This window comes from Aliiroseovarius crassostreae (genome assembly GCF_001307765.1).
Classification (GTDB): domain Bacteria; phylum Pseudomonadota; class Alphaproteobacteria; order Rhodobacterales; family Rhodobacteraceae; genus Aliiroseovarius; species Aliiroseovarius crassostreae.
Genome location: NZ_LKBA01000006.1, coordinates 412,650 through 432,743 on the forward strand (window position 1 = coordinate 412,650; position 20,094 = coordinate 432,743).

Here is a 20,094-nt window from a genome sequence, read left to right on the forward strand (position 1 = left end):
CTTACTCCTTGATCCGTTCGATCTTTGCCCCGATCGACGACAGTTTGCGCACCACTTTCTCATACCCCCGATCAAGGTGATAGACCCGGCTGACAATGGTTTCCCCCTCGGCCGCCATGGCCGCCAGGATCAACGAGACCGAGGCGCGCAGATCGGTGGCCATCACCGGTGCGCCCTTCAGCTTTTCAACCCCATGCACAGTGGCCGTCCCCCCATGCACCTCGATATTGGCCCCCATCCGCATCAGCTCCGGCGCATGCATGAACCGGTTTTCAAAGATCGTTTCATGCAGGGTCGACGTCCCTTCAGCGGTGCAGAGCATCGCCATCATCTGCGCCTGAAGATCGGTCGGGAAGCCGGGGAACGGTTCGGTGGTCACATCCACCGCCGAGACACGCCCGTTGCGACGGGCCACTTTCAGCCCCTTTTCGGTCTCTTCCACATGGATGCCCGCCGCGTCGAGCTTTTCGCAAAAGCTCTCAACCAGCGAAATGCGCCCGCCGAGGCATTCCACCTCACCCCCGGCAATCGCAGGCGCCAGCATATAGGTGCCCAGTTCGATCCGGTCGGTGACAACCGGATGGGTGGCGCCATGCAGGCGATCAACCCCCTGAATGATGATCTCGGACGTGCCGTCCCCGTCGATCTGCGCGCCCATCTTGCGCAGACAGGTCGCCAGATCGACGATCTCCGGCTCGCGGGCGGCATTTTTCAGCACCGTTGTGCCCTTTGCCAGCGTGGCGGCCATCATGATGTTCTCGGTCGCCCCCACCGAGGCAAAGCTGAGCTCGATCTCGGCCCCTTTCAGACCGCGCGGCGCCTTGGCGTGCAGATACCCTTCCTTGAGCTCAATCTCGGCGCCCAGTTTTTCGAGGCCAAAGATATGCAGGTCCATCGGGCGGGCGCCAATCGCGCAGCCGCCGGGAAGCGACACAACCGCGTGGCCCAGACGCGCCAGCATCGGCCCCAGCACAAGGTTCGATGCGCGCATTTTGCGCACGATGTCATATTCGGCCACGTGGTTGTTGATGTCATGGCTGGACATGGTCAGGACCTGTCCCTCCTGCATCGACGCGGCTTCGGCCCCAAGGCTTTCCAGAAGCTCGGTCATGGTCTTGATATCAGACAGGCGAGGCGCGTTGGTCAGGGTCAGCGGCTCTTCGCTTAAAAGCGTCGCGGGCATCAGGGTCAGGCAGGCGTTTTTGGCCCCTGCAATCGGGATTTGCCCGTTCAGCGCACCGCCGCCTGTTACAATAATCGAATCCATCTGAACCGCCTCTCTTTACTCTTTCTGCTCTGGTCCGGGCTGTTCACCCGCCTGATATGCCTGATTTTCAGCCTGATCCGCCCGCGCACGGGCCTGGGCCTTGCGCCGCCCCATATTGGCCTTCAGCGCAGCCTTCAATCGGTCTTCACGGGATAGCCCTTTTTTTGCGGGCTTTGCAGGGGAGTTTTTCTGTTCCATGGAAAATTATTTACCCCAGACCCAAAAAAGGGTCCAGAAGGGGCTTGCACCCCTGAGCGAATATGAGTATTCCCCGCCTCACACAACGATGCTGTGGTAGCTCAGTGGTAGAGCGCACCCTTGGTAAGGGTGAGGTCGGGAGTTCAATCCTCCCTCACAGCACCATCCCCCCCCTAAATCAGAAAACAATAAAATACAATCCTCGCGGGTCTTTTGTGACATCTGACCGCATGGGGAGGACCGGCCTTTTCGGTGATTTCTCCATGGATCCCCAATGAAAAAAGAACTTTGCGCACCGGGCATGGCACAAAGGAGTGTGGCGAAGCGCGCGCTATAGCGGATTACCTTAAGGTAATCCGCAATTTTGGGTTGTAAAGCCCCGTTAAGGTAAACAGAATTTGCCCATGGGACGTAACCAGAGTATCGATTCTTTGTTGGCAGAACTGACCCCCTTGGCGGAAGCGGGGTATTTCATCGGTTTGCACATCCGGTTTGCCTCGCCGCTGATGACATTTCAGACCTTCCCGCAGGCCTGGACCGATCACTATACCCAAAATGCCTACGCCCTGCGCGATCCGCTGATCGCAACCGGGATTTCCCATACCGGCGCCATCCGCTGGAGTGCAATCACCCTGCCGGATCCGTTTGGCATTATGGACGAGGCCAAGACCTTCGGACTGGTCTATGGGGTCTGCGTCTCTTGTGGGCCTGTGACCTCGCGCACGGTTGCAAGCGTGGCGCGCAGTGATCGCGAATTCACCGACGAAGAGATTGCCACGATTACGGGCATCGTCCTGAGATTGCATCATGAAACCCAGCCCCCTGACAGCCTGACCAATGCCGAAATCGAAGCCCTGCGTATTCTGGCGGCAGGGGAAAGATATGCCAATGGCGCTGCCCTGCTTGGCATTTCGGAAAGCGCGCTGAAGGCCCGACTGAGCTCGGCGCGCAAGAAACTGTTTGCGCGCACCTCGGCCGAGGCCATCCAGCGCGCCAAAGATTACCGCCTGATCTAGGCGGCGACCCCGGGACATCGACCACTGCCACTGGCGGTGTCCTCTACATTTGCTCAATCTTACCTGGAGGGAAGTCATGCAAACCACCACTCTTTCGTTCGAAAATCTGCACAACCATGGCGAGCTTTTCGCAAATCTGCTTCGCGCAAGACGGCAGAGCTTCATCGTTCAAAACAACTGGGACCTGCCCGAGGCGCTGGGGATGGAATATGACCAGTATGACACCCCGGCCAGCCGTTGGGTTGCGGTGCATGAATTTGGACAGATCCTTGCCGGGATTCGGCTGACCCCAACCACCACGCGCTGCGGCATCTACAGCTACATGATCCGTGACGCTCAGCTGGGCCTGCTGGAGTCGATCCCCCAGGATCTGCTTTATGACGAGGCCCCGGTGGCCGATACTATCTGGGAATCGAGCCGCGTTTTCGTGGCACATGACACGCCGCAGCGCATTCGCAACGTGGTGCATGGGATGCTGATCAGCCAGATGACCAAAACCGCCCGCGATCTGGGGGCAACCCAGGTTCTGGGTCTCATTCCCGCAGCCTGGCCCCGCTTTGCCAAACGGCTGAAACTGGATATCGAAGCCGCCGGGCGCATCATGCATCTCGACGGTGTCGACAATCAGGTGGTGAAGATCAACCTGACCAAGAAGCTGCACTGACCCTGCCGAGTGCAGGGCAAGAAAGGGCGCAACCCTGCGCCCTTTCTTGCCGGTTTTGGCCATTTTTTTTCACCGCTCTGGCGGAACAATATTATTTTAGCTAATCTTTCAGAGCATTTTCGCACCACGGATGCGCCTTAAGGCGTCCCCGCCCGCGCAATGATTATCTGTGTTCAAGCGGCGTTTCGGCTGCCATGAACACCCGTTCATGTGCAGCGAAGCCGGGGGGCCGGCATTCAGTAAAACGTTTTGGGACAGGTCCGGTGACCTGCCTTTCCAGTGCTCCTTGTTTATCCCGAGTTTATCCCGAAGCGCCCAAAACATTGACATCTCTTGCCGCGTTTCGGCTGTCCCCCCCTCTGGGAAAGGCCGGACCGCTTTAGGAAAGGATCAGACCATGTTCAAAACGATTTCCTGTTTTTCAATTATAGCACTTATGGCTGGCGGCAGCGCCCATGCGGGCAATCCCAGCCCCGCCCCTGCGCCCCAACCGGTTTACGTGACCCCGGCCCCACCCCCCTCGGTCGACTGGACCGGCGGGTATATCGGCGCAGAAATTGGCTATGGCGATATTGGCACAAATGCTCCCGGCGCAAATGGGGACGGGCTGATCGGCGGGATCATCGCCGGGTATGATTACGATTTCGGCACCTGGGTGGCCGGGCTTGGCATTGATTATGACGTCACCGATATCGATATCGGCGACGAGGCCAATCTGGAGCACGTCCTGCGCCTCAAGGCCCGTGGCGGACCCAAGCTGGGGCGGGGGCTGGCCTATCTCACCGGCGGTTATGCCCACACGTCCCTTGAGGATCGGGACGACAGCGGATATTTCATCGGTCTTGGATATGAACACCGCATGACCGACAATTTCAGCGTCGGGGCTGAGCTTCTGTATCACGAATTCTCGGATTTTGACGGATCCGGCGTGGATGTGGATGCCACCACCATCCAGCTGCGCGCCAGCTATCGGTTCTGATCTGGTCAAAGCGTTTCGGGGTCACGCGCCTGACACCTGATGTCGCGGCGCTTTAAACGCCAAACGCCCGGGATAGGTCCCGGGCGTTTGCAGTGACTTTCTTTGTGGACTGCGCGTCATTCCATCCATTCATAGGGTCGGGTGAACTCCCCCAGAACATGGGAAATCGCTTCGTAATCCACCTCACCGCGGGCTTTGAGGCGGGCCACAAGACCGCGTTTCTTGTCGTCGATCACCTCAGCCACGAACGCTTCATGCCCAGCCTCAGAAAGGGCCTGATCATAGATCCGGGCAATAGCCTTTTTACGCAGATCCGGTTTGAACACCTTGCCCACGGCGGTTTTCGGCAGCTCGTCCAGGATCTCGATATATTTCGGCAGGGCAGCCTTTTCATGGATATGGGCCTTGGCATAGGCGCGCAGCTCTTCCGGGGTGGTAGAGCCCCCTGCAACCAGTTCCACATAAGCGCAAGGCAGTTCACCCGCATAACTGTCAGGCTGGCCAATGGCGCCCACCATGGCAATGGCCTCATGCCCGGCCAAACATTCCTCGATCTCGGCCGGGTCGATATTGTGACCACCGCGAATGATCAGATCCTTGGCGCGGCCGGTGATCCACAGATAGCCATCTTCGTCCAGACGCCCGAGGTCGCCGGTGCGCATATAGGTGCCGTCCGCGAACATGCCGGCATTCTTTTCGGCCTCGGTATAGGTATTGCCGGTGAACACACCGGGGTTGGTCAGGCAGATCTCGCCCACCTCATCCACACCATGTTCCTTCAGGATCGTGCCGCTTTCATCGCAGCTGAGGATCTTGATGTCGGTATAGGGGAACGGCACCCCGACCGACCCCACCTTCTTGGCCCCGGTCGGAGGGTTGCACGACACCAGACAGGTGGCCTCGGTCAGACCATACCCTTCGACGATGTTCACACCGGTCGCGTCAACAAAGCGGTTGTAAAGCTCGATCGGCAAGGGGGCAGATCCCGAAAACGCCGTCTTCAGCGTTGACACATCCGCATCCACCGGGCGCTGCATCAGCGCGGCAAAGGCCGTTGGAACCGAAATCATGAAGGTGACCTTGTAGCGTTCAATCAGCTTCCAGAAATTGTCAAACACGCCGTCACCGCGATACCCCGCCGGGGTCGGATGCACAAAATGCGCGCCGGACATCAGGCAGGCCATCCAGATCACGTGGACCGCGAAGACGTGGAACAGCGGCAGCGGGCACATGATCACATCTTCTTCGTTGAACAGAAGATTGGCCCCCAACCAGCCATTATAGACCATGCCCGAGTTTTTATGCTGCGCCACTTTCGGCGTGCCGGTCGTGCCGCCGGTATGGAAATAGGCCGCCACGCGATCCTCGTCGCTATCGGAAAAGTCCAGAACCTTGTTCTGCTTGGCCATCTCGGCATTGAAATTCAGCACGCGGGCATTGTGTTTCACCGGCACTTTCGGGCGGATGAGTGGCACAATCCAGCTTTTCGGCGGCTTGAGATAGCGGTTGAGGTCAATTTCCAGCACCGTTTTCACATTGGGCGCCATCGCCACGGCTTCATTGGCAAGCTGGGCGACCTCGGCCTTGGGAAAGGCCCGTAGTGTGACCAGCACCTTGGCATTGGTTTCACGCAGGATGCCCGCCACCTGCTCGGCATCCAAAAGCGGGTTGATCGGGTTCACGATCCCCGCAATCCCGCCCCCCATCAGCGCATACATCGTCTCGTTCGAGTTGGGCAGCAGATAGGCGATCACATCATTTTCACCAATCCCCAGCGACCGAAACAGGTTTGCCGCCTGACAGGACCGCTCCAGCATCTCACGCCAGGTCACGGTCTCCTTCGGATCCGCCGCCCCGGATGTCAGCTGAAACGACACGGCCGGACGGTTCGGGAATTTCTTCGCCGTGCGTTCCAGCATCTGGTAAAGCGACTTTGGCGTGTCGCGTGCCTCCCATGTCATTTCGGCCTCAACCGCGTTCCGGTCAATCATCGAGCCAAAATCATACATTCTTCTTCCTCCCGCGCCCTTTCATGTGGGTCGTCTGATCCGAAAAGAATGATCTTAAACGTGAGACCGGGCAAGGGGAACCTGACGCGCAAGAAAAGTGCAGTTGCGTCACTTCATAAAAACAACGAAAAAAACGAAAAACGGACCGATCCCGGAGGGTCGATCCGTTTCTTAACGTGTTTGCAATAGCTTACCTTGAAGCGTTTCAGTTTTAACCTGGCACAGGGGAAAACCGAAACGCCGCAAAAGCTATCAATGTCGTGGGCGTTACGGAAGAAACATATGTCTCAAGTTTATCCTGAAACGCTTTAGGTCAGACCCTCAGGCCCCGCCTTCCGTGAATTGCAGCTTGGCCAGACGCGCATAAAGTCCGCCCCCCTCGACCAGCTCATCATGGGTGCCCTGGGCCACAATCCGCCCCTCTTCGAACACCACAATCCGGTCCGCCTTTTTCACCGTTGCCAGACGGTGGGCCACGATCAGCGTGGTGCGCCCCTGCGCCAGCTCATCCACCGCAGCCTGGACAAGACGCTCACTTTCGGCATCCAACGCCGAGGTCGCCTCATCCAGCAACAGAACCGGCGCGTCGCGCAGGATTGCACGGGCAATGGCGATGCGCTGCTTCTGTCCGCCTGACAGCATCACGCCGCGTTCACCCACATAGGTGTCATACCCGTCCGGCAGGCTGGTCAGGAACTCATGCGCCGCCGCCGCCCGGGCCGCCGCCTCCACCTCGGCATCACTTGCGTCGGGGCGGCCAAAGCGAATGTTTTCCCGCGCCGACGTGGCAAACACCACCGCATCCTGCGGCACCATGGCGATATATTTGCGGAAATCATCACGGCGCATGTCGCGCAGATCCACGCCATCCAACTCCACCGAGCCGGAGTCAGGATCATAAAACCGTTCCAGCAGCTGTATAATGGTTGACTTCCCGGCCCCGGACGGCCCCACAAGGGCCACGGTCTCACCGGGTTTCACCTCCAGCGTGATCCCTTCAAGAGCTGCGAAATGCGGCCGCGACGGATAGTGGAAAGTCACATCCTTGAACGAAATCGCCCCTTCGGGACGGGCAGAGATCAGCTTGGGCTCAGCCGGGTCCTGCACCTTGTCCTCGGCATTCAAAAGCTCAACCAGCCGCTCAGTGGCCCCCGCTGCCCGCTGCAGCTCCGACCAGATCTCGGACAGGGCGCCCACCGCGCCCGCCACCATGACCGAATAGATCACAAACTGGACCAGCGCGCCGATCGACATCCCCCCGTCGGTCACATCATGCATCCCGATCCACAGGATCCCCACCACGCCTGAGAAGATCAGCGTGATCACGATCACCGTCATGATGGCCCGCGTCGTGATACGGATCCGCGCGCTGTCAAAACTTTCCTCGGTCAGGTCGGCAAACTCACGGCGGCTCAGATCCTCATGGGTAAAGGCCTGCACAGTCTGCACCGACAAAAGCGATTCCGACGCATTGCCTGAACTTTTGGCGATCCATTCCTGGTTCTCACGCCCCAGATTGCGCAGGCGCCGCCCAAGGATGATGATCGGCACCACCACAATCGGCACCAAAAGCAGCACAAGCCCTGTCAGCTTGGCCGAGGTGAACAGCATCAGGATCAGACCACCCAGGAAAATGAACATATTGCGCAGGGCCACCGAAACCGACGATCCGATCACCGACAGGATCAGCGTGGTGTCGGTGGTGATCCGGCTCAGAACCTCCCCGGTCATGATGCGTTCATAAAAGGCCGGGCTCATGCCCACCACGCGGTCAAACACCGCCTTGCGAATATCCGCAACAACCCGTTCGCCCAGACGCGTCACCAGATAATAGCGCAGCCCGGTGCCCAGCGCGAGCAACCCCGCCACCGCAAGGGCGGCTACGAAATACTTGTCCAGCAGATGTCCCGCGCCCCCGTCAGCGTCAAAACCATCCACCACCCGACGCACCGCAATCGGCAGGATCAGCGAAATCCCCGCCGTGAACACCAGCGCGGCAAACGCACCGAGGATCCACAGCTTATGCGGTGCCATGAAGGGCCACAGCCCACTCAACGCACCAATCCGCTTGGATTTCTCCCGCTTGTCGATATCCATACCGGCGTTCTGTCGTCTTGCCATGCGGCTCTCCCTCATCGGGGCAGAAATGCCCCCGGCTCTGGCGAGGAATAACGACCCTGCCGCGCGGGAACAAGAGGCCGGGCCGGAATTGACGCCGGAAACACCCTTCCCCAGCCCCCTTTCCCCTGATCCCACGACTGCCATGCCGCAAAACCGGATCCATCGGTTGCACCGCGGGGTTTGCCACAGGACATGACCGCTTTCCCTTTGTAGCCCCGCGGGCTACACCAGCGCCATGACACAGCAGCACCCCGCGAAAAACACCCGCCTCGACATCTTCCTTGTCGCCCCCCCCGGCCTTGAACAGGCCCTGCGGGGTGAGGCACTTTCTGCCGGGTTTTCCGCGCCAAAATGCGTGCCCGGCGGGGTGCAGTTTCAGGGGCGCTGGCAAGAGGTCTGGCGCGCGAACCTGACCTTGCGCGGCGCAACCCGTGTTCTGGTGCGCATCGACCAGTTTCCCGTGACCCACCTGTCGCAGCTCGACAAGCGCGCCCATCAGGTGGATTGGGCCGCAGTTTTGCCGCGCGGGATCCCGGTCCGGGTCGAAACCACCTGCCGGAAGTCGAAAATCTATCACGACCGCGCGGCCAGTGAACGCATTGAAAAGGCGCTGGTTGATGTGATCGGGGCGCAACTGCCTGACCGCGCCGAAGAGGCCGAGATCACGGTGAAGGTGCGGATTGAAAAGGACCTCTGCACCATCAGCCTCGACAGCTCAGGCGAAAGCCTGCACAAGCGCGGCCACAAAACCGCCACCGGCAAGGCGCCGATGCGCGAAACCCTCGCCGCGCTGTTCCTGCGGGAGATGGGGTTTGACGGCAATCCGCCCGTGCTGGACCCGATGTGCGGCTCCGGCACATTTGTGATCGAGGCCGCAGAGTGGGCGGCGGGGCTGCTGCCGGGGCGCAGCCGCAGTTTTGCCTTCGAAAAACTTACAACTTTCGACTTTGAGACCTACCAAAAGTTGAAAGAACGCCCTGCGCGCCCCCTTATAAACTTTAAAGTTTCCCCGCCGCAGTTCTTTGGCTCGGACCGCAACGCGGGTGCGGTTGAGAACAGTCGCAAGAACGCAGACAGCGCGGGGGTGGCGGCGCTCACCCAGTTCACCCACGCCGCGATCAGCGATCTTCAACGCCCTGACTGTGATCCGGGCATCGTTATTGTGAACCCGCCCTATGGCGAACGAATTGGCGATAAAAAACAACTCTTTGCGTTGCATGGCCGACTGGGTCAGGTGCTGCAAGAGCGGTTTTCCGGCTGGCGTGTGGGCCTCATTACCTCGGATGGGGGGCTGGCAAAAGCCACCAAACTGCCGCTCCTGCCCCCCGGCCCGCCCGTGGATCACGGCGGCCTGCGGGTCAAACTTTACCAGACGGATCCGCTGCCCTGATCTGATCGGGACTCACGCGCCCTTCGGCAAAATATCTCTCTCTTCCAAGACCTTACGCGCAATGCGAAAACACTCCACCCCCTGCGGCACGCCGCAATAGATCGCAATCACATGGATCGCGGCACGGATTTCTTCGAAGCTGACGCCATTGTTGATCGCGCCATTCAGATGCAGTTCCCATTCGTGCATCTTGCCCAGCGCGCCAATCATCGACAGGTTCATGAGCGAGCGCGTTTTCGCGTCAATCGCCTCATCCCCCCAGCCAAAACCCCAGCACCACGCGGTCATCGCCTCCTGGAACGGACGAGAGAACTCATCCGCTGCTGCCAGATTTTTCTCAACATATTCAGCACCTAAGGTCGCTTTTCGCTTGGCCATCCCGGCCTTGAACAGATCATCCATTATTGGTCCTTTCAGGAAATTTGGAAACCGCAGCGGCGCTCATTCCAGCCCTGCCTCGGTCCCCTGTTCTGTCTCAGCCAAGAGCCGTTCCGCAATTTCGGTGGTGTCATCCAGATGTTGGTTGACAGCCCTGCGCGCCGCCTGCGGATCCCCCGAGGTAATGGCATCACAAATCGCCTGCATATGCTCCGCGCCCGACCGCACCCGGTCGGTTGAGGACAATGTCATCATCCGCAACCGGGAGATCCGCCCATTCAGTCGCTGCACGATTTCCCACGCAATGTGATGCCCGGCCCCCTGGAAAATCTCGGAGTAGAAATCTGCAGAGGCCCGAAACAGATTGCCCGGCTCGCCCCCCCGTTCCCGCTGCAACCGCACCAAAGCAGCACAGAGGGTCTTGGCCCGCTCGGGCGTAATCCGACGCGCACAACTCTCGGCGGCAGCAGTTTCCAGCATTCGGCGGATGTCATAGATCTGGCGCGCATCATCGCGGCTCATCCTGGCTACAATCGGGCCGCGTCCGGGCAGGATCTCCACCAGCCCTTCCGCCTCAAGATACCGAATTGTTTCACGAATTACGGTTCGACTGACCCCTAACTGATCACATAACGGGCGCTCGACCAGGCGGTCACCCGGCTTGAAATGCCCCTCGATGATCGCATCCCGCACCCGCTCCTGCACCATGTCACGCAGGGTTTTGGGGGGCTGTTCAATCGGTGAAAGTGTCGGTTTGGTCATGGGTCTCCCTTAGCAGTGACACGCATTTCAGGCAAGAGCATATTGACTGACTGCATTATGGTATACCATGATACTGATATCGAATCGAGAAAGGCCGCCCATGCCCGCAGAAATCCGCAAAACACTGCTCCATATTGAAGACACGCTGATCGAAGGGGGCAAACCCGCCGCGACCCCTCTCAGGATGATTGCCGCCATTGCCGTGATCAAAAACCCCTGGGCCGGGCAAGGGTTTACCGAGGATTTGCGTCCCGCAATCCATGACTGTGCGCCGGGGCTGGGCAAGCTCCTGACAGATATGGTGCTGGACGCGGCAGGGGGTGGCGACAAGGTCGAGGGTTATGGCAAGGCCGCCATTGTCGGCATGAATGGAGAGGTCGAACATGCCTCTGCGCTGATCCACACCCTTCGTTTCGGCAACCACTATCGCGAAGCCGTCGGGGCAAAATCCTATCTGGCCTTTACCAACACCCGCGGCCCGGCCAACGCTCCGCTGCAAATTCCACTGATGGACAAAAACGATGGCGGCCGGCGCAGCCATTACCTGACCATCGCCCTGCAGGTGGCGGATGCGCCCGGAGCCGATGAAATTGTTGTGGCGCTTGGGGCCTCGATCGGTGGGCGCCCGCACCACCGCATTGGTGATCGCTATCAGGATCTGAAGGAATTGGGGCATGACCTCGACAATCCTGCCGCCGTATAAGTCCTGCCCCCTTCCGGGGGGCACGCTGGCCTATCGCGAGGCGGGGCTTGGCCAGACCGTGGTTCTGATCCACGGGGTTGGCATGCAATCTGCCGCCTGGGCGCCGCAAATTGCCACTCTGGCCCGCTCACATCGGGTGATTGCGCTGGACATGCCCGGTCATGGTGGCAGTTCCCCCCTTTCCGCACAGGCACAACTGGCAGATTTTGTGGTCTGGCTGGGCGGGGCTTTGGATGCCTTGGAGTTGGGCACGGTCAGCCTGATCGGTCACTCCATGGGCGCGCTGATCGCCGCAGGATATGCTGTCACCCACCCCGAGCGGGTTGAGCGTGTTGCGCTTTTGAACGGTGTCTTTCGCCGCAGCCCATCCGCCCGCGCGGCGGTCCTGTTCCGCGCAGAAACGATCCGTTCCGGCGCGTTCGATCTGGAGACACCGCTGGAGCGTTGGTTCGGCTCGACCCCGGAAGAAATTCAAGCCCGCAGTCAGGTGTCAGGCTGGTTAACCGAAGTTAATATCGACGGCTACGCAACGGCCTATACTGCTTTTGCGCGCGGGGACCAGACCTATGCGGATCAGATCAAACAGATCCAATGCCCGCTCCTTGCCCTTACCGGAGACGGCGACCTGAACTCAACACCTGCCATGGCGCAGGCCATGGCGGCCGAGACCCCAGACGGACATGCTGTCATCATTGAAGGCCACCGTCACATGGTGAACCTGACAGCCCCGGAGGCGGTCAACGCCGCCTTGGCAACCTGGCTCACATCCTCAACAAAGGAGCACATCATGCGTGAGATTGATCCCCGTGCCCTTCGCAACGCCTTTGGGGCCTTCCTGACCGGGGTCTGCGTGGTGACCACCCATGATGCGGAGGGGCACCCGGTTGGGTTCACCGCAAATTCTTTCTCCTCGGTGTCCCTCGACCCACCACTGGTGTTGGTCTGCCTTGCCAATACATCAAGCAATTACAACACCTTTGCCCAGACCGATGGATTTGCGGTCAACATCCTCTCCGAAGGGCAGATCGATGTGTCAAACACCTTTGCCCGCCCGGTTTCCGATCGCTTTGCAGCGGTGGACTGGCAGGCGGGGCCGAAGGGCAGTCCGATTTTTTCCGGCACCTCCGCCTGGTTTGATTGTTCCATGTTCAACACGATCGAGGCAGGGGACCACCTGATTTTGATCGGCCGGGTCGAAGCGTTCGAGAACGGCACCGCCCCCGGTCTGGGCTATGCCCGTGGCGCCTATGTCACCCCCGCAGCCGAAGTCGAAGCCCTGTCCAATCAAGCCGACCTGATCATCTCAGCCCTGATTGAACACAACGGCAAGGTCCTGCTGGTCGACACGCAAGAGGGGAAACTTACCCTGCCGGAAACCAAGGTTAAGAAAGACGGGGCATCTGCGGCCCTGACCCGACTGATCGACGGTCTTGGCATCTGTGTCGATCCGGGCTTCATTTACTCGGTCTACGAAGATGAAACGCGCGGACATCAGCATATCTCGTTCCTCTGTCAGGCGGCGGAGGGCACCCCTGCGCAGGGCAGTTTTTTCGACCTGTCCCCCGCTGCCCTGAAAGACATCGCCGACCCTGCCATGCGCACCATGCTGGAACGGTTCGCGGCCGAAAGCCGGATGGGGAATTTTGGGGTCTATTATGGCAATCGAAACAGCGGCCATGTGCGTCCGCTGTCGCAAGGGAGTTCGTCCAAATGAAGTTTTCACTTTTTGCCCATATGGAGCGCATCTCACCCGATCAGGACCAGAAGCAGCTTTATGACGAGTTCATCACCCTGTGCAAAATCGCCGATCAGGGCGGGATGCACGCGATCTGGACCGGCGAGCATCACGGGATGAACTTCACCATTGCCCCGAACCCGTTGCTGAACCTGATTGACGTGGCGCGCCACACCAAAAATGTGCGGCTTGGCACGGGCACGGTGGTTGCGCCCTTCTGGCACCCGATCCGGCTGGCCGGTGAAGCGGCGATGACCGACATCCTTACCGACGGTCGGCTGGAGCTGGGCATCGCACGCGGCGCTTATGAGTTTGAATATGAGCGCCTTATGCCCGGCATGGACGCCTGGGAGGCAGGCCAGCGGCTGCGTGAGCTGGTGCCGGCGGTCAAGGCGCTGTGGAAGGGCGATTACGCCCATGATGGCGAGTTCCACCAGTTCCCCAAAACTACCTCGGCCCCGCAGCCAGTGCAGGCAGGCGGCCCGCCGGTCTGGATCGCCGCACGCGACCCGAACAGCCATGAATTTGCCGTGGCCAATGGCTGCAACGTGCAGGTCACACCGCTGTGGAAAGGCGACGAAGAGGTTGCCGATCTGATGGGCAAGTTCAACGCCGCCTGTGAGAAGCATTCGGACCAGCCGCGCCCGAAGATCATGCTGTTGCAACATACCTATGTGGCCGAAGATGCAGCCGACACCGAGTTGGGGGCGGAGGAGCTCAATCGGTTCTATTGCTATTTCGGCGCCTGGTTCATGAACAAGCGCGAGATCACGCAGGGATTGATCGAACCGCTGACAGAGGAGGACATTGCAAACCATCCGTTCTACTCTGCACAGGCCATGAAACGGGATCTGGTGATTGGCACCCCGGACGAGGTGATTGCGCGCCTCAAGGGATATGAGGCGCTGGGATATGATGAATATTCCTTCTGGATCGACAGTTCGATGAGCTTTGAGCGCAAGAAAGCGTCGCTGGAGCGGTTTATCAAGGACGTGATGCCCGCATTCCAATAGCGGTTAAGGGACAAAGAAATGCAGAGATTTCAGCAGTATATTGGCGGCGCCTTCGAAGATGGGACCGCACAATTCGACAGTCTCGACCCCGCCTGCGGGCAGGTCTGGGCAAAGATGCCCAATGCCTCACCCGAGGATGTGAACCGGGCGGTGGAGGCGGCTGAAACGGCATTTTTCTCATCTGACTGGGCGGGGATGACCGCAACCTCCCGCGGCAAGCTGCTGATGCGACTGGCGGATCTGATCGCAAAAAATGCACCACGGCTGGCAGAGCTGGAAACCCGCGACACTGGCAAGATCATCCGTGAAACCTCGGCGCAGATCGCCTATGTGGCAGAGTATTTCCGCTATTACGCCGGGCTGGCCGACAAAATCCAGGGCGCGCATCTGCCGATCGACAAACCGGATATGGAGGTCTGGCTGCGGCGTGAGCCCCTCGGGGTTGTGGCCGCAGTCGTGCCGTGGAATTCGCAGCTGTTCCTGTCTGCGGTCAAGATCGGACCTGCGCTGGCGGCGGGCTGCACCATGGTGCTGAAAGCCTCAGAAGACGGGCCGGCACCGATGCTGGAATTTGCCCGGATCTTTGATCAGGCAGGCTTTCCCAAGGGCGTATTGAACGTGATCACGGGCGGGCCAGAGGTGGGCGCGGCCCTCACCCGCCACGAAAAAATTGCCCATGTGGCCTTTACCGGCGGACCGGAGACCGCGCGCCATATCGTGCGAAACTCGGCAGAAAACCTTGCCTCGACCTCATTGGAACTGGGCGGCAAATCCCCCTTCATCGTGTTTGACGACGCGGATCTGGAAAGTGCCGTCAATGCCCAGGTGTCCGGGATCTTTGCAGCGACCGGGCAAAGCTGCGTGGCGGGGTCACGCCTTGTTGTGCATGAAGACATCAAGGCGGGTTTTCTTGCCCGGCTCAAGGAAAAGGCCGAAGCGGTGGTGATCGGCGCACCGGATGACATGGCGACCGAGGTCGGGCCCCTTTGCACAAGGCGCCAGCGCGATCTGGCGCTGGACCTGATCGAACGGTCGGTGGCGCAGGGGGCAAAGCTCATCACCGGCGGGCAACCCGTTGACCGCGAAGGGTTCTATTTCCCGCCAACCATTCTGGATTGCGACGCGGCGCCCGATGCGGACAGCCTGACCCACGAGTTTTTTGGCCCGGTGCTGTCCGTCGTGTCCTTTCGCAACGAGGAAGACGCCATACGCATCGCCAATGAGACAAAGTTCGGCTTGGCCTCTGGCCTGTTCACCCGGGACCTGACGCGCGCGCATCGGATGATCCGCGCCATCCGGTCAGGCATTGTCTGGGTCAACACCTATCGGGCGGTCAGCCCGATTGCGCCGTTCGGAGGGCACGGGCTGTCTGGTCATGGGCGCGAAGGGGGGATCGAGGCCGCGATGGAGTATACCAAGGTGAAATCGGTCTGGTTGCGGACCTCAGATGACCCGATCCCGGATCCATTTGTAATGCGGTAACGGCGTGACGCGCTGATGGTCACGCTGGCAGTCAGAAACGCTTGGGGACCGGTTTTGCGCACCAGACCGGCCAGTAATGCACGGTGAAAAGCGCAAAACCTGCAAGCCACAGCAGGGCTGAGAGGTGGTTTGCCCAGCCATCCGCCCCGGGATAGGCCCCGCCAAGACGCAACAGAACCGACCCGATGATCAGGTGATAGACAAGCGTCAGCCGCCCACCGGCATGGAGCGGCAACCCGGCATGAGCAAGGCTCGCCCGCGACATGATGGCCAGGGTCATCACACCAATCCCCCCCGCCATCCAAAGGTGAAGCGCCCCCGCATAAGGCAGCGCCACCGGATCCAGAATGGACAGGCCCATGGCAATAAACCCAAGCGGCACAAAGAGATAGCCCATATGGAGCACCCAAAGCAGGGCTTCACCACGCGTCAGCCATCCTTTCCAGCGCAGCAGCCGCAGCAAATGCCCGCCCCCCACCAGCAGCATCACGGGGGCAAGTGCGGTTTGGGTGGGCGACACGCTCCAGCCAAGCAACACCAGCACGGATGCGGCAAAAACGATAAGGTCAAATGGACCAAGAGCAGCCGGGCGCCCCTCCTGCCCCTGTTTGACCAACCAGTTGCGGGTAAAGCTGGGGATCACCCGCCCGCCAACAAGGGTGATCAGCAACAGGGCCGCCGACAGGCCAAGGCGCAGGCCGGGGCCACGGGCAGGAAATCCTCCGTTCAGCCCCTCGAGGTGAAACAGCGCATTGCCGAGAATGTAGAGCGAAAACAGCGCGAGCAGCGGCAGGTTTTTCCAGTTCCGACCGGCGAGGACTTCGCGCAGGGACATTGCCAGAAGCGCAAGCGGGAAGGCCAGATCCAGCGCCATGACAAGCGGGCCCGGAACAAGTGCCGAGACCAGCATCACCGCGCGCCCCACCGCCCAAAGGCCGGTCAGGACCGCCAGCGGCCAGCCCAGAATTGGCAGGCGCCCGGTCCAGTTTGGCACGGCGGTCAGCATGAAACCGGCCAGCGCCGCACCAAGATAGCCAAACAGCATTTCATGGGCATGCCAGCCGATTGGATCAAGATGGGTGGCCAGCACCCGTGTCCCGGTCAGCTCGACCAGCCACAGCACCATGGCCAGCACCGCCCAGAGGCCAGCCCCCAAAAACAGCGGTCGGTAGCCAAAGCTCAAAAGCGCGGGACCGGTCCAGCGGCGCACCCGCGCCGAGCTGTTTCGGGTGTTGGAGGGATGCGGGTCGGCCATGGGTTTGCCTCTGAATTCGAAGGGAAAAGCGTTTCGGGTTCAATCCGTGACGGGGAAATACCGAAGCGCGACAGAAGATATCAAAGTTCTGGGCGTCTCAGGTTTGGGGAACGTCACCGAGGACAGAGCGACACCAGTTCAGGATCGCGTCTTTCTCCGGGGCAAGTTCAACCGCTTCGCCCCCGGCAAACGCATCGAACTCAGCGCGGCTGTTCACCCCCACACCAACCAGAACCGGCACGTCCCGAGTGACCGCCTTGCCGATGGCCGAGACAAAGCCGCGCCCATTCAGCTCTTCCGGGCCGAACTTGTTCAGCACAAACAGGTCCGCGCCGGACAAATCCCCGCCTTCCACCGCGGATACCGCGTTGGCAATCGCGCCGGGATCCAGGCGGCAAGCATCTGATCCCGCCCCCAGGTTCTGGGTGATCTGGATCACCGGTCCACCGGGCAACACGCGCACTTTCATGTCACATCCATTGTCGAACTGGCTGTCATGGCTGTGATCCTTGACGATGCCGGCCAGCTGTCGTCCCTGCGACTGCAACAATTCAGCCACCTCGCTGAGCAGTTGATCCACCTTGCCACGTTCCGTGGAACTGATCCGTGCAATTCTCATGTCACATTTCCCTTTTACGCCAGAGCACCATCCCCGGACCAATCCACCCCACGCGCACCGGTCAGAAAGCCATCTGACAGGCGGGTATTGGCGTCCAGTTCAGAAATTTCCTGTGCCGCCATGTCCGGCATCATCTCCCCTGCCAGAACCTGCGCATAGATCGCACATAGTCGCAGGAAGCCATTGGATTGCGGCGACAGGCGCAGCGCGGTGACGCCCGCATCCCGCAATATGTCAATCTGGTGCACCGTGCAGGCATAGCTGTCAGACAGGGTCTGAACCCCGTTCATGGTCAGGAAGGGTTTGTCTTCCATCGTTCGCACGTCAAGCCCATCCAGATCCTCTTCGCAGGCAAACTGGCAATTGTCCTTGGTGCGCCCATGACGACGGGCGTGATAACAGCGCCCGGAAATGGCCAGTGGCAGGCGCCCGTGGCCCCAGGCCTCGATCACCAGTCCCAGCTCTGCCCCTTTGGCGCCCAGCGCCTGCACCGACGCAAGCGGCAATTCAGGTGGCAGGCAGATCCGGGTTGCCCCCCGGCGGGCCAGCCAGTCGAGCGTGCCTTCATTATAGACATTCACCAGCGGCCCCACGGAAAACGCCGTTCCTTCGGGCAGATAGCTGATCGCAGTCAGGTCATTGATTTCGACCTCAACCCCCATCTCTGCCAGCTCTGCGGTCAGTTTGCGTTCCCGTTTCAGGGTCACCAGCGCAAGCGATGTCAGGGCCACATCCTTGCCCGCCTCCTGCAAGGTGGCGACGGCCTCGGGAATGCGGTCGTGATAGAAGGGCAGGCGTTTTGAGCACACAAGCTCGCCCAGCGACACCCGGTCCACCGGCGCTTTGGCAAGGTCCGAATAAAGCTCGGACCAGCGATCGGCAGTCCAGAAAAACTGGTTCGGTCCAACGGTCAGTTCCATGGTCATCTTTCCTTCACCGCCATGTTTTCTTGTAAGCACCCGTGGTCATCGCGCCCCCTTCGGACAGGCGGGCAAGCATGCCTTCCGGCATCGGCAACCCGGCCTCAAGCGCGTCCACCGCCGCCCGGAAATTGCGCACCACCTGCGCCACATAAGACCGCGACCGCTGCCGCCCCTCGATCTTGAGGGCGGTCACGCCGGCCTTTTGCAATTGCGGGATCAGCTTCTCGGCGTTCAGACTCACCGGGTCCTCAAACAGATGCCCGTCTTTGCCACCAGCGGTAAAACACCCTTTGCACAATGTGGGATAAGGGGCGTTTTCATCTTTGCCGACACGGTGGATCGTGTATCCGCCCAACTTTGCATCCAGCACCCCACCTTCGTCGTGATATTCCACATGGCTTGCAGGCGAACAGACCCCGTTCATATTGGGCGAGCGCCCGGTGGCATAGGAGGAAAGCGAACAGCGCCCCTCCGCCATCACGCACAAGCCACCAAACACGAACACTTCGGTCTCGACCTCAGTTTCCGCATTGATCGCGGCAATTTCCGGCACCGACAGCACCCGCGGCAGCACCACGCGTTTCACGCCGAACTCCCTGGCATAAAAGTTGATCACATCCGCATTCGCTGCCGCCGCCTGCACCGAGAGGTGACGGCGCAGGTTCGGGTGGTTGCGTGCGGCATAATCCAAGAGACCAACATCCGCGAGGATCACCGCATCCGCGCCGCAAGTCTCGGCATCCGCCACCGCCCGATGCCAGATTTCCTCTCGCCCGGCACAGGGGAACGTATTGATTGCAATCAGCACTTTCGAGCCGTTCTGGTGGGCAAAACGGATGCCTTCGCGCATCTCCTCCCGGTCAAAATTCAGCCCCGGAAAATTGCGGGCATTGGTTTCGTCGGCAAAGCCGCAATAGATCGTGTGGGCGCCCGCCTTGACGGCAGCACGCAGGGCGGCAGGGGTGCCGGCGGGACAGACAATTTCCATCACCATGCGCCCAACTCCTCTTGCCGGCTGAGCACAACACCGGTGCGTGCTTCGGCAAAGGCCAGCGCCTTTTGCACATAAGCCCCAAGCGGGCCAGAGATCCGCGCCACCTCCTCGCTCAGGTCCAGTTCCGCATCATCCACCGCATTGCGCAGGGCCAGCGCGGCAGAGGTGTCCCCCTCGATCACCAGATCACGTGAGAAAAACAGCGCATCCCCATCATAAGCCCCGTGCACAAGCCCTAAAAGGGCGGCCAGCGGCCCGGCGATCCGCGCCTCTCCGCGTCCGGTGCCCCGCACCACGCGAATCTTCGGCTTGCCCCCTCCCGGCTGCATCTCAATCACAAAGGGCAGGTCGGTCGGGTCGAGCACAAACGGCGTGTGGACATGCTCCCCCAACCGGCGAAACAACCCCGGATGCTGCACCGCAATCTTGCGGGCATATGCAGTGAGCGAAAAGGACAGTGGCATCAAGGGCAAGCCCCGCAGGGCCCGCGCGGCAAGCCGCGGGACATGCGGGATCGTCAATGTTGGCTGGGTCAAATGGAGCTCCTTTCCCACCCGAGTTGAACCTGGTTCTGGTCAATTGCTAC

19 protein-coding genes and 1 tRNA gene are annotated in these 20,094 nt (G+C 60.3%); 9 read left to right on the forward strand and 11 right to left on the reverse strand.

Annotation, left to right across the window (positions count from 1 at the left end; genetic code table 11):
* Position 1: 1 nt before the first annotated feature.
* Both murA and AKJ29_RS08355 read right to left on the reverse strand, forming a co-directional pair.
* Positions 2-1,267, reverse strand: coding sequence for a UDP-N-acetylglucosamine 1-carboxyvinyltransferase (gene murA, locus AKJ29_RS08350; RefSeq protein ID WP_055189793.1), 1,266 nt, complete (start codon positions 1,265-1,267; stop codon positions 2-4).
* A 15-nt stretch (positions 1,268-1,282) separates the two neighbouring features.
* Positions 1,283-1,465 (reverse strand): hypothetical protein, encoded by a 183-nt coding sequence (locus AKJ29_RS08355; protein ID WP_055189795.1) that lies wholly within the window; start codon positions 1,463-1,465, stop codon positions 1,283-1,285.
* Positions 1,466-1,555: 90 nt separating this feature from the next.
* Between AKJ29_RS08355 and AKJ29_RS08360 the strand changes: the two genes are divergently transcribed.
* The 4 genes from AKJ29_RS08360 to AKJ29_RS08375 all read left to right on the forward strand — a co-directional run bounded on the left by AKJ29_RS08360 (position 1,556) and on the right by AKJ29_RS08375 (position 4,124).
* A tRNA-Thr gene (locus tag AKJ29_RS08360) sits at positions 1,556-1,630 on the forward strand.
* 239 nt (positions 1,631-1,869) lie between these two features.
* Positions 1,870-2,481 (forward strand): autoinducer binding domain-containing protein, encoded by a 612-nt coding sequence (locus AKJ29_RS08365; protein WP_055189797.1) that lies wholly within the window; start codon positions 1,870-1,872, stop codon positions 2,479-2,481.
* Positions 2,482-2,557: 76 nt separating this feature from the next.
* The gene (locus AKJ29_RS08370) at positions 2,558-3,145 is read left to right on the forward strand and encodes an acyl-homoserine-lactone synthase (RefSeq protein WP_055189799.1); all 588 of its coding nucleotides are present in this window, start codon (positions 2,558-2,560) and stop codon (positions 3,143-3,145) included.
* Positions 3,146-3,542: 397 nt separating this feature from the next.
* Positions 3,543-4,124, forward strand: coding sequence for an outer membrane protein (locus AKJ29_RS08375; RefSeq protein WP_055189801.1), 582 nt, complete (start codon positions 3,543-3,545; stop codon positions 4,122-4,124).
* A 116-nt stretch (positions 4,125-4,240) separates the two neighbouring features.
* Here AKJ29_RS08375 and AKJ29_RS08380 read toward each other — a convergent pair whose 3' ends face one another.
* Positions 4,241-6,133 carry an acyl-CoA synthetase gene (locus AKJ29_RS08380; RefSeq protein WP_235477356.1) on the reverse strand — a complete coding sequence of 631 codons (1,893 nt, stop codon included), beginning with the start codon at positions 6,131-6,133 and terminating at the stop codon, positions 4,241-4,243.
* A gap of 321 nt (positions 6,134-6,454) precedes the next feature.
* Positions 6,455-8,254, reverse strand: a complete 1,800-nt coding sequence (locus AKJ29_RS08385; RefSeq protein WP_055189803.1) for an ABC transporter transmembrane domain-containing protein — start codon at positions 8,252-8,254, stop codon at positions 6,455-6,457.
* Positions 8,255-8,489: 235 nt separating this feature from the next.
* On the opposite strand from AKJ29_RS08385, the gene AKJ29_RS08390 reads away from it, so the two are divergent.
* The gene (locus AKJ29_RS08390; protein WP_055189805.1) at positions 8,490-9,644 is read left to right on the forward strand and encodes a THUMP domain-containing class I SAM-dependent RNA methyltransferase; all 1,155 of its coding nucleotides are present in this window, start codon (positions 8,490-8,492) and stop codon (positions 9,642-9,644) included.
* A gap of 12 nt (positions 9,645-9,656) precedes the next feature.
* Here the strand turns inward: AKJ29_RS08390 and AKJ29_RS08395 are convergent, their stop codons facing one another.
* Together AKJ29_RS08395 and AKJ29_RS08400 are read right to left on the reverse strand one after the other, a co-directional pair.
* Positions 9,657-10,046, reverse strand: coding sequence for a carboxymuconolactone decarboxylase family protein (locus AKJ29_RS08395; protein ID WP_055189807.1), 390 nt, complete (start codon positions 10,044-10,046; stop codon positions 9,657-9,659).
* Between the two features lie 39 nt (positions 10,047-10,085).
* Positions 10,086-10,784 carry a GntR family transcriptional regulator gene (locus tag AKJ29_RS08400; RefSeq protein WP_055189809.1) on the reverse strand — a complete coding sequence of 233 codons (699 nt, stop codon included), beginning with the start codon at positions 10,782-10,784 and terminating at the stop codon, positions 10,086-10,088.
* 100 nt (positions 10,785-10,884) lie between these two features.
* On the opposite strand from AKJ29_RS08400, the gene AKJ29_RS08405 reads away from it, so the two are divergent.
* Genes AKJ29_RS08405 through AKJ29_RS08420 form a run of 4 tightly spaced genes read left to right on the forward strand, consistent with a single transcriptional unit; the run spans position 10,885 to position 15,717 of the window.
* Positions 10,885-11,487 carry an amino acid synthesis family protein gene (locus tag AKJ29_RS08405; RefSeq protein WP_055189811.1) on the forward strand — a complete coding sequence of 201 codons (603 nt, stop codon included), beginning with the start codon at positions 10,885-10,887 and terminating at the stop codon, positions 11,485-11,487.
* Positions 11,459-13,201 (forward strand): alpha/beta fold hydrolase, encoded by a 1,743-nt coding sequence (locus AKJ29_RS18465; RefSeq protein ID WP_063139428.1) that lies wholly within the window; start codon positions 11,459-11,461, stop codon positions 13,199-13,201. The genes AKJ29_RS08405 and AKJ29_RS18465 overlap by 29 nt, the downstream gene beginning before the upstream one ends.
* Entirely contained in the window at positions 13,198-14,235 is a 1,038-nt protein-coding gene (locus AKJ29_RS08415) for an LLM class flavin-dependent oxidoreductase (protein ID WP_055189813.1), read from the forward strand. The genes AKJ29_RS18465 and AKJ29_RS08415 overlap by 4 nt, the downstream gene beginning before the upstream one ends.
* Positions 14,236-14,253: 18 nt before the next feature.
* Positions 14,254-15,717 carry an aldehyde dehydrogenase gene (locus AKJ29_RS08420; protein WP_055189815.1) on the forward strand — a complete coding sequence of 488 codons (1,464 nt, stop codon included), beginning with the start codon at positions 14,254-14,256 and terminating at the stop codon, positions 15,715-15,717.
* A 31-nt stretch (positions 15,718-15,748) separates the two neighbouring features.
* Here AKJ29_RS08420 and AKJ29_RS08425 read toward each other — a convergent pair whose 3' ends face one another.
* The 5 genes from AKJ29_RS08425 to ubiT form a co-directional block, all read right to left on the reverse strand.
* Positions 15,749-16,972, reverse strand: a complete 1,224-nt coding sequence (locus AKJ29_RS08425) for an NnrS family protein (RefSeq protein WP_055189817.1) — start codon at positions 16,970-16,972, stop codon at positions 15,749-15,751.
* Between the two features lie 97 nt (positions 16,973-17,069).
* Positions 17,070-17,591 carry a DUF2478 domain-containing protein gene (locus AKJ29_RS08430; RefSeq protein ID WP_055189819.1) on the reverse strand — a complete coding sequence of 174 codons (522 nt, stop codon included), beginning with the start codon at positions 17,589-17,591 and terminating at the stop codon, positions 17,070-17,072.
* Between the two features lie 14 nt (positions 17,592-17,605).
* Positions 17,606-18,511, reverse strand: coding sequence for a ubiquinone anaerobic biosynthesis protein UbiV (gene ubiV / locus AKJ29_RS08435; protein ID WP_055189821.1), 906 nt, complete (start codon positions 18,509-18,511; stop codon positions 17,606-17,608).
* Between the two features lie 13 nt (positions 18,512-18,524).
* A complete protein-coding gene (gene ubiU, locus AKJ29_RS08440; RefSeq protein ID WP_055190515.1) occupies positions 18,525-19,502 on the reverse strand; it encodes a ubiquinone anaerobic biosynthesis protein UbiU in 978 nt (325 codons plus the stop codon).
* On the reverse strand, positions 19,502-20,044 hold the full coding sequence (gene ubiT, locus AKJ29_RS08445) for a ubiquinone anaerobic biosynthesis accessory factor UbiT (protein ID WP_235477357.1): 543 nt from the start codon (positions 20,042-20,044) through the stop codon (positions 19,502-19,504). The genes ubiU and ubiT overlap by 1 nt, the downstream gene beginning before the upstream one ends.
* Between the last annotated feature and the right edge of the window lie 50 nt (positions 20,045-20,094).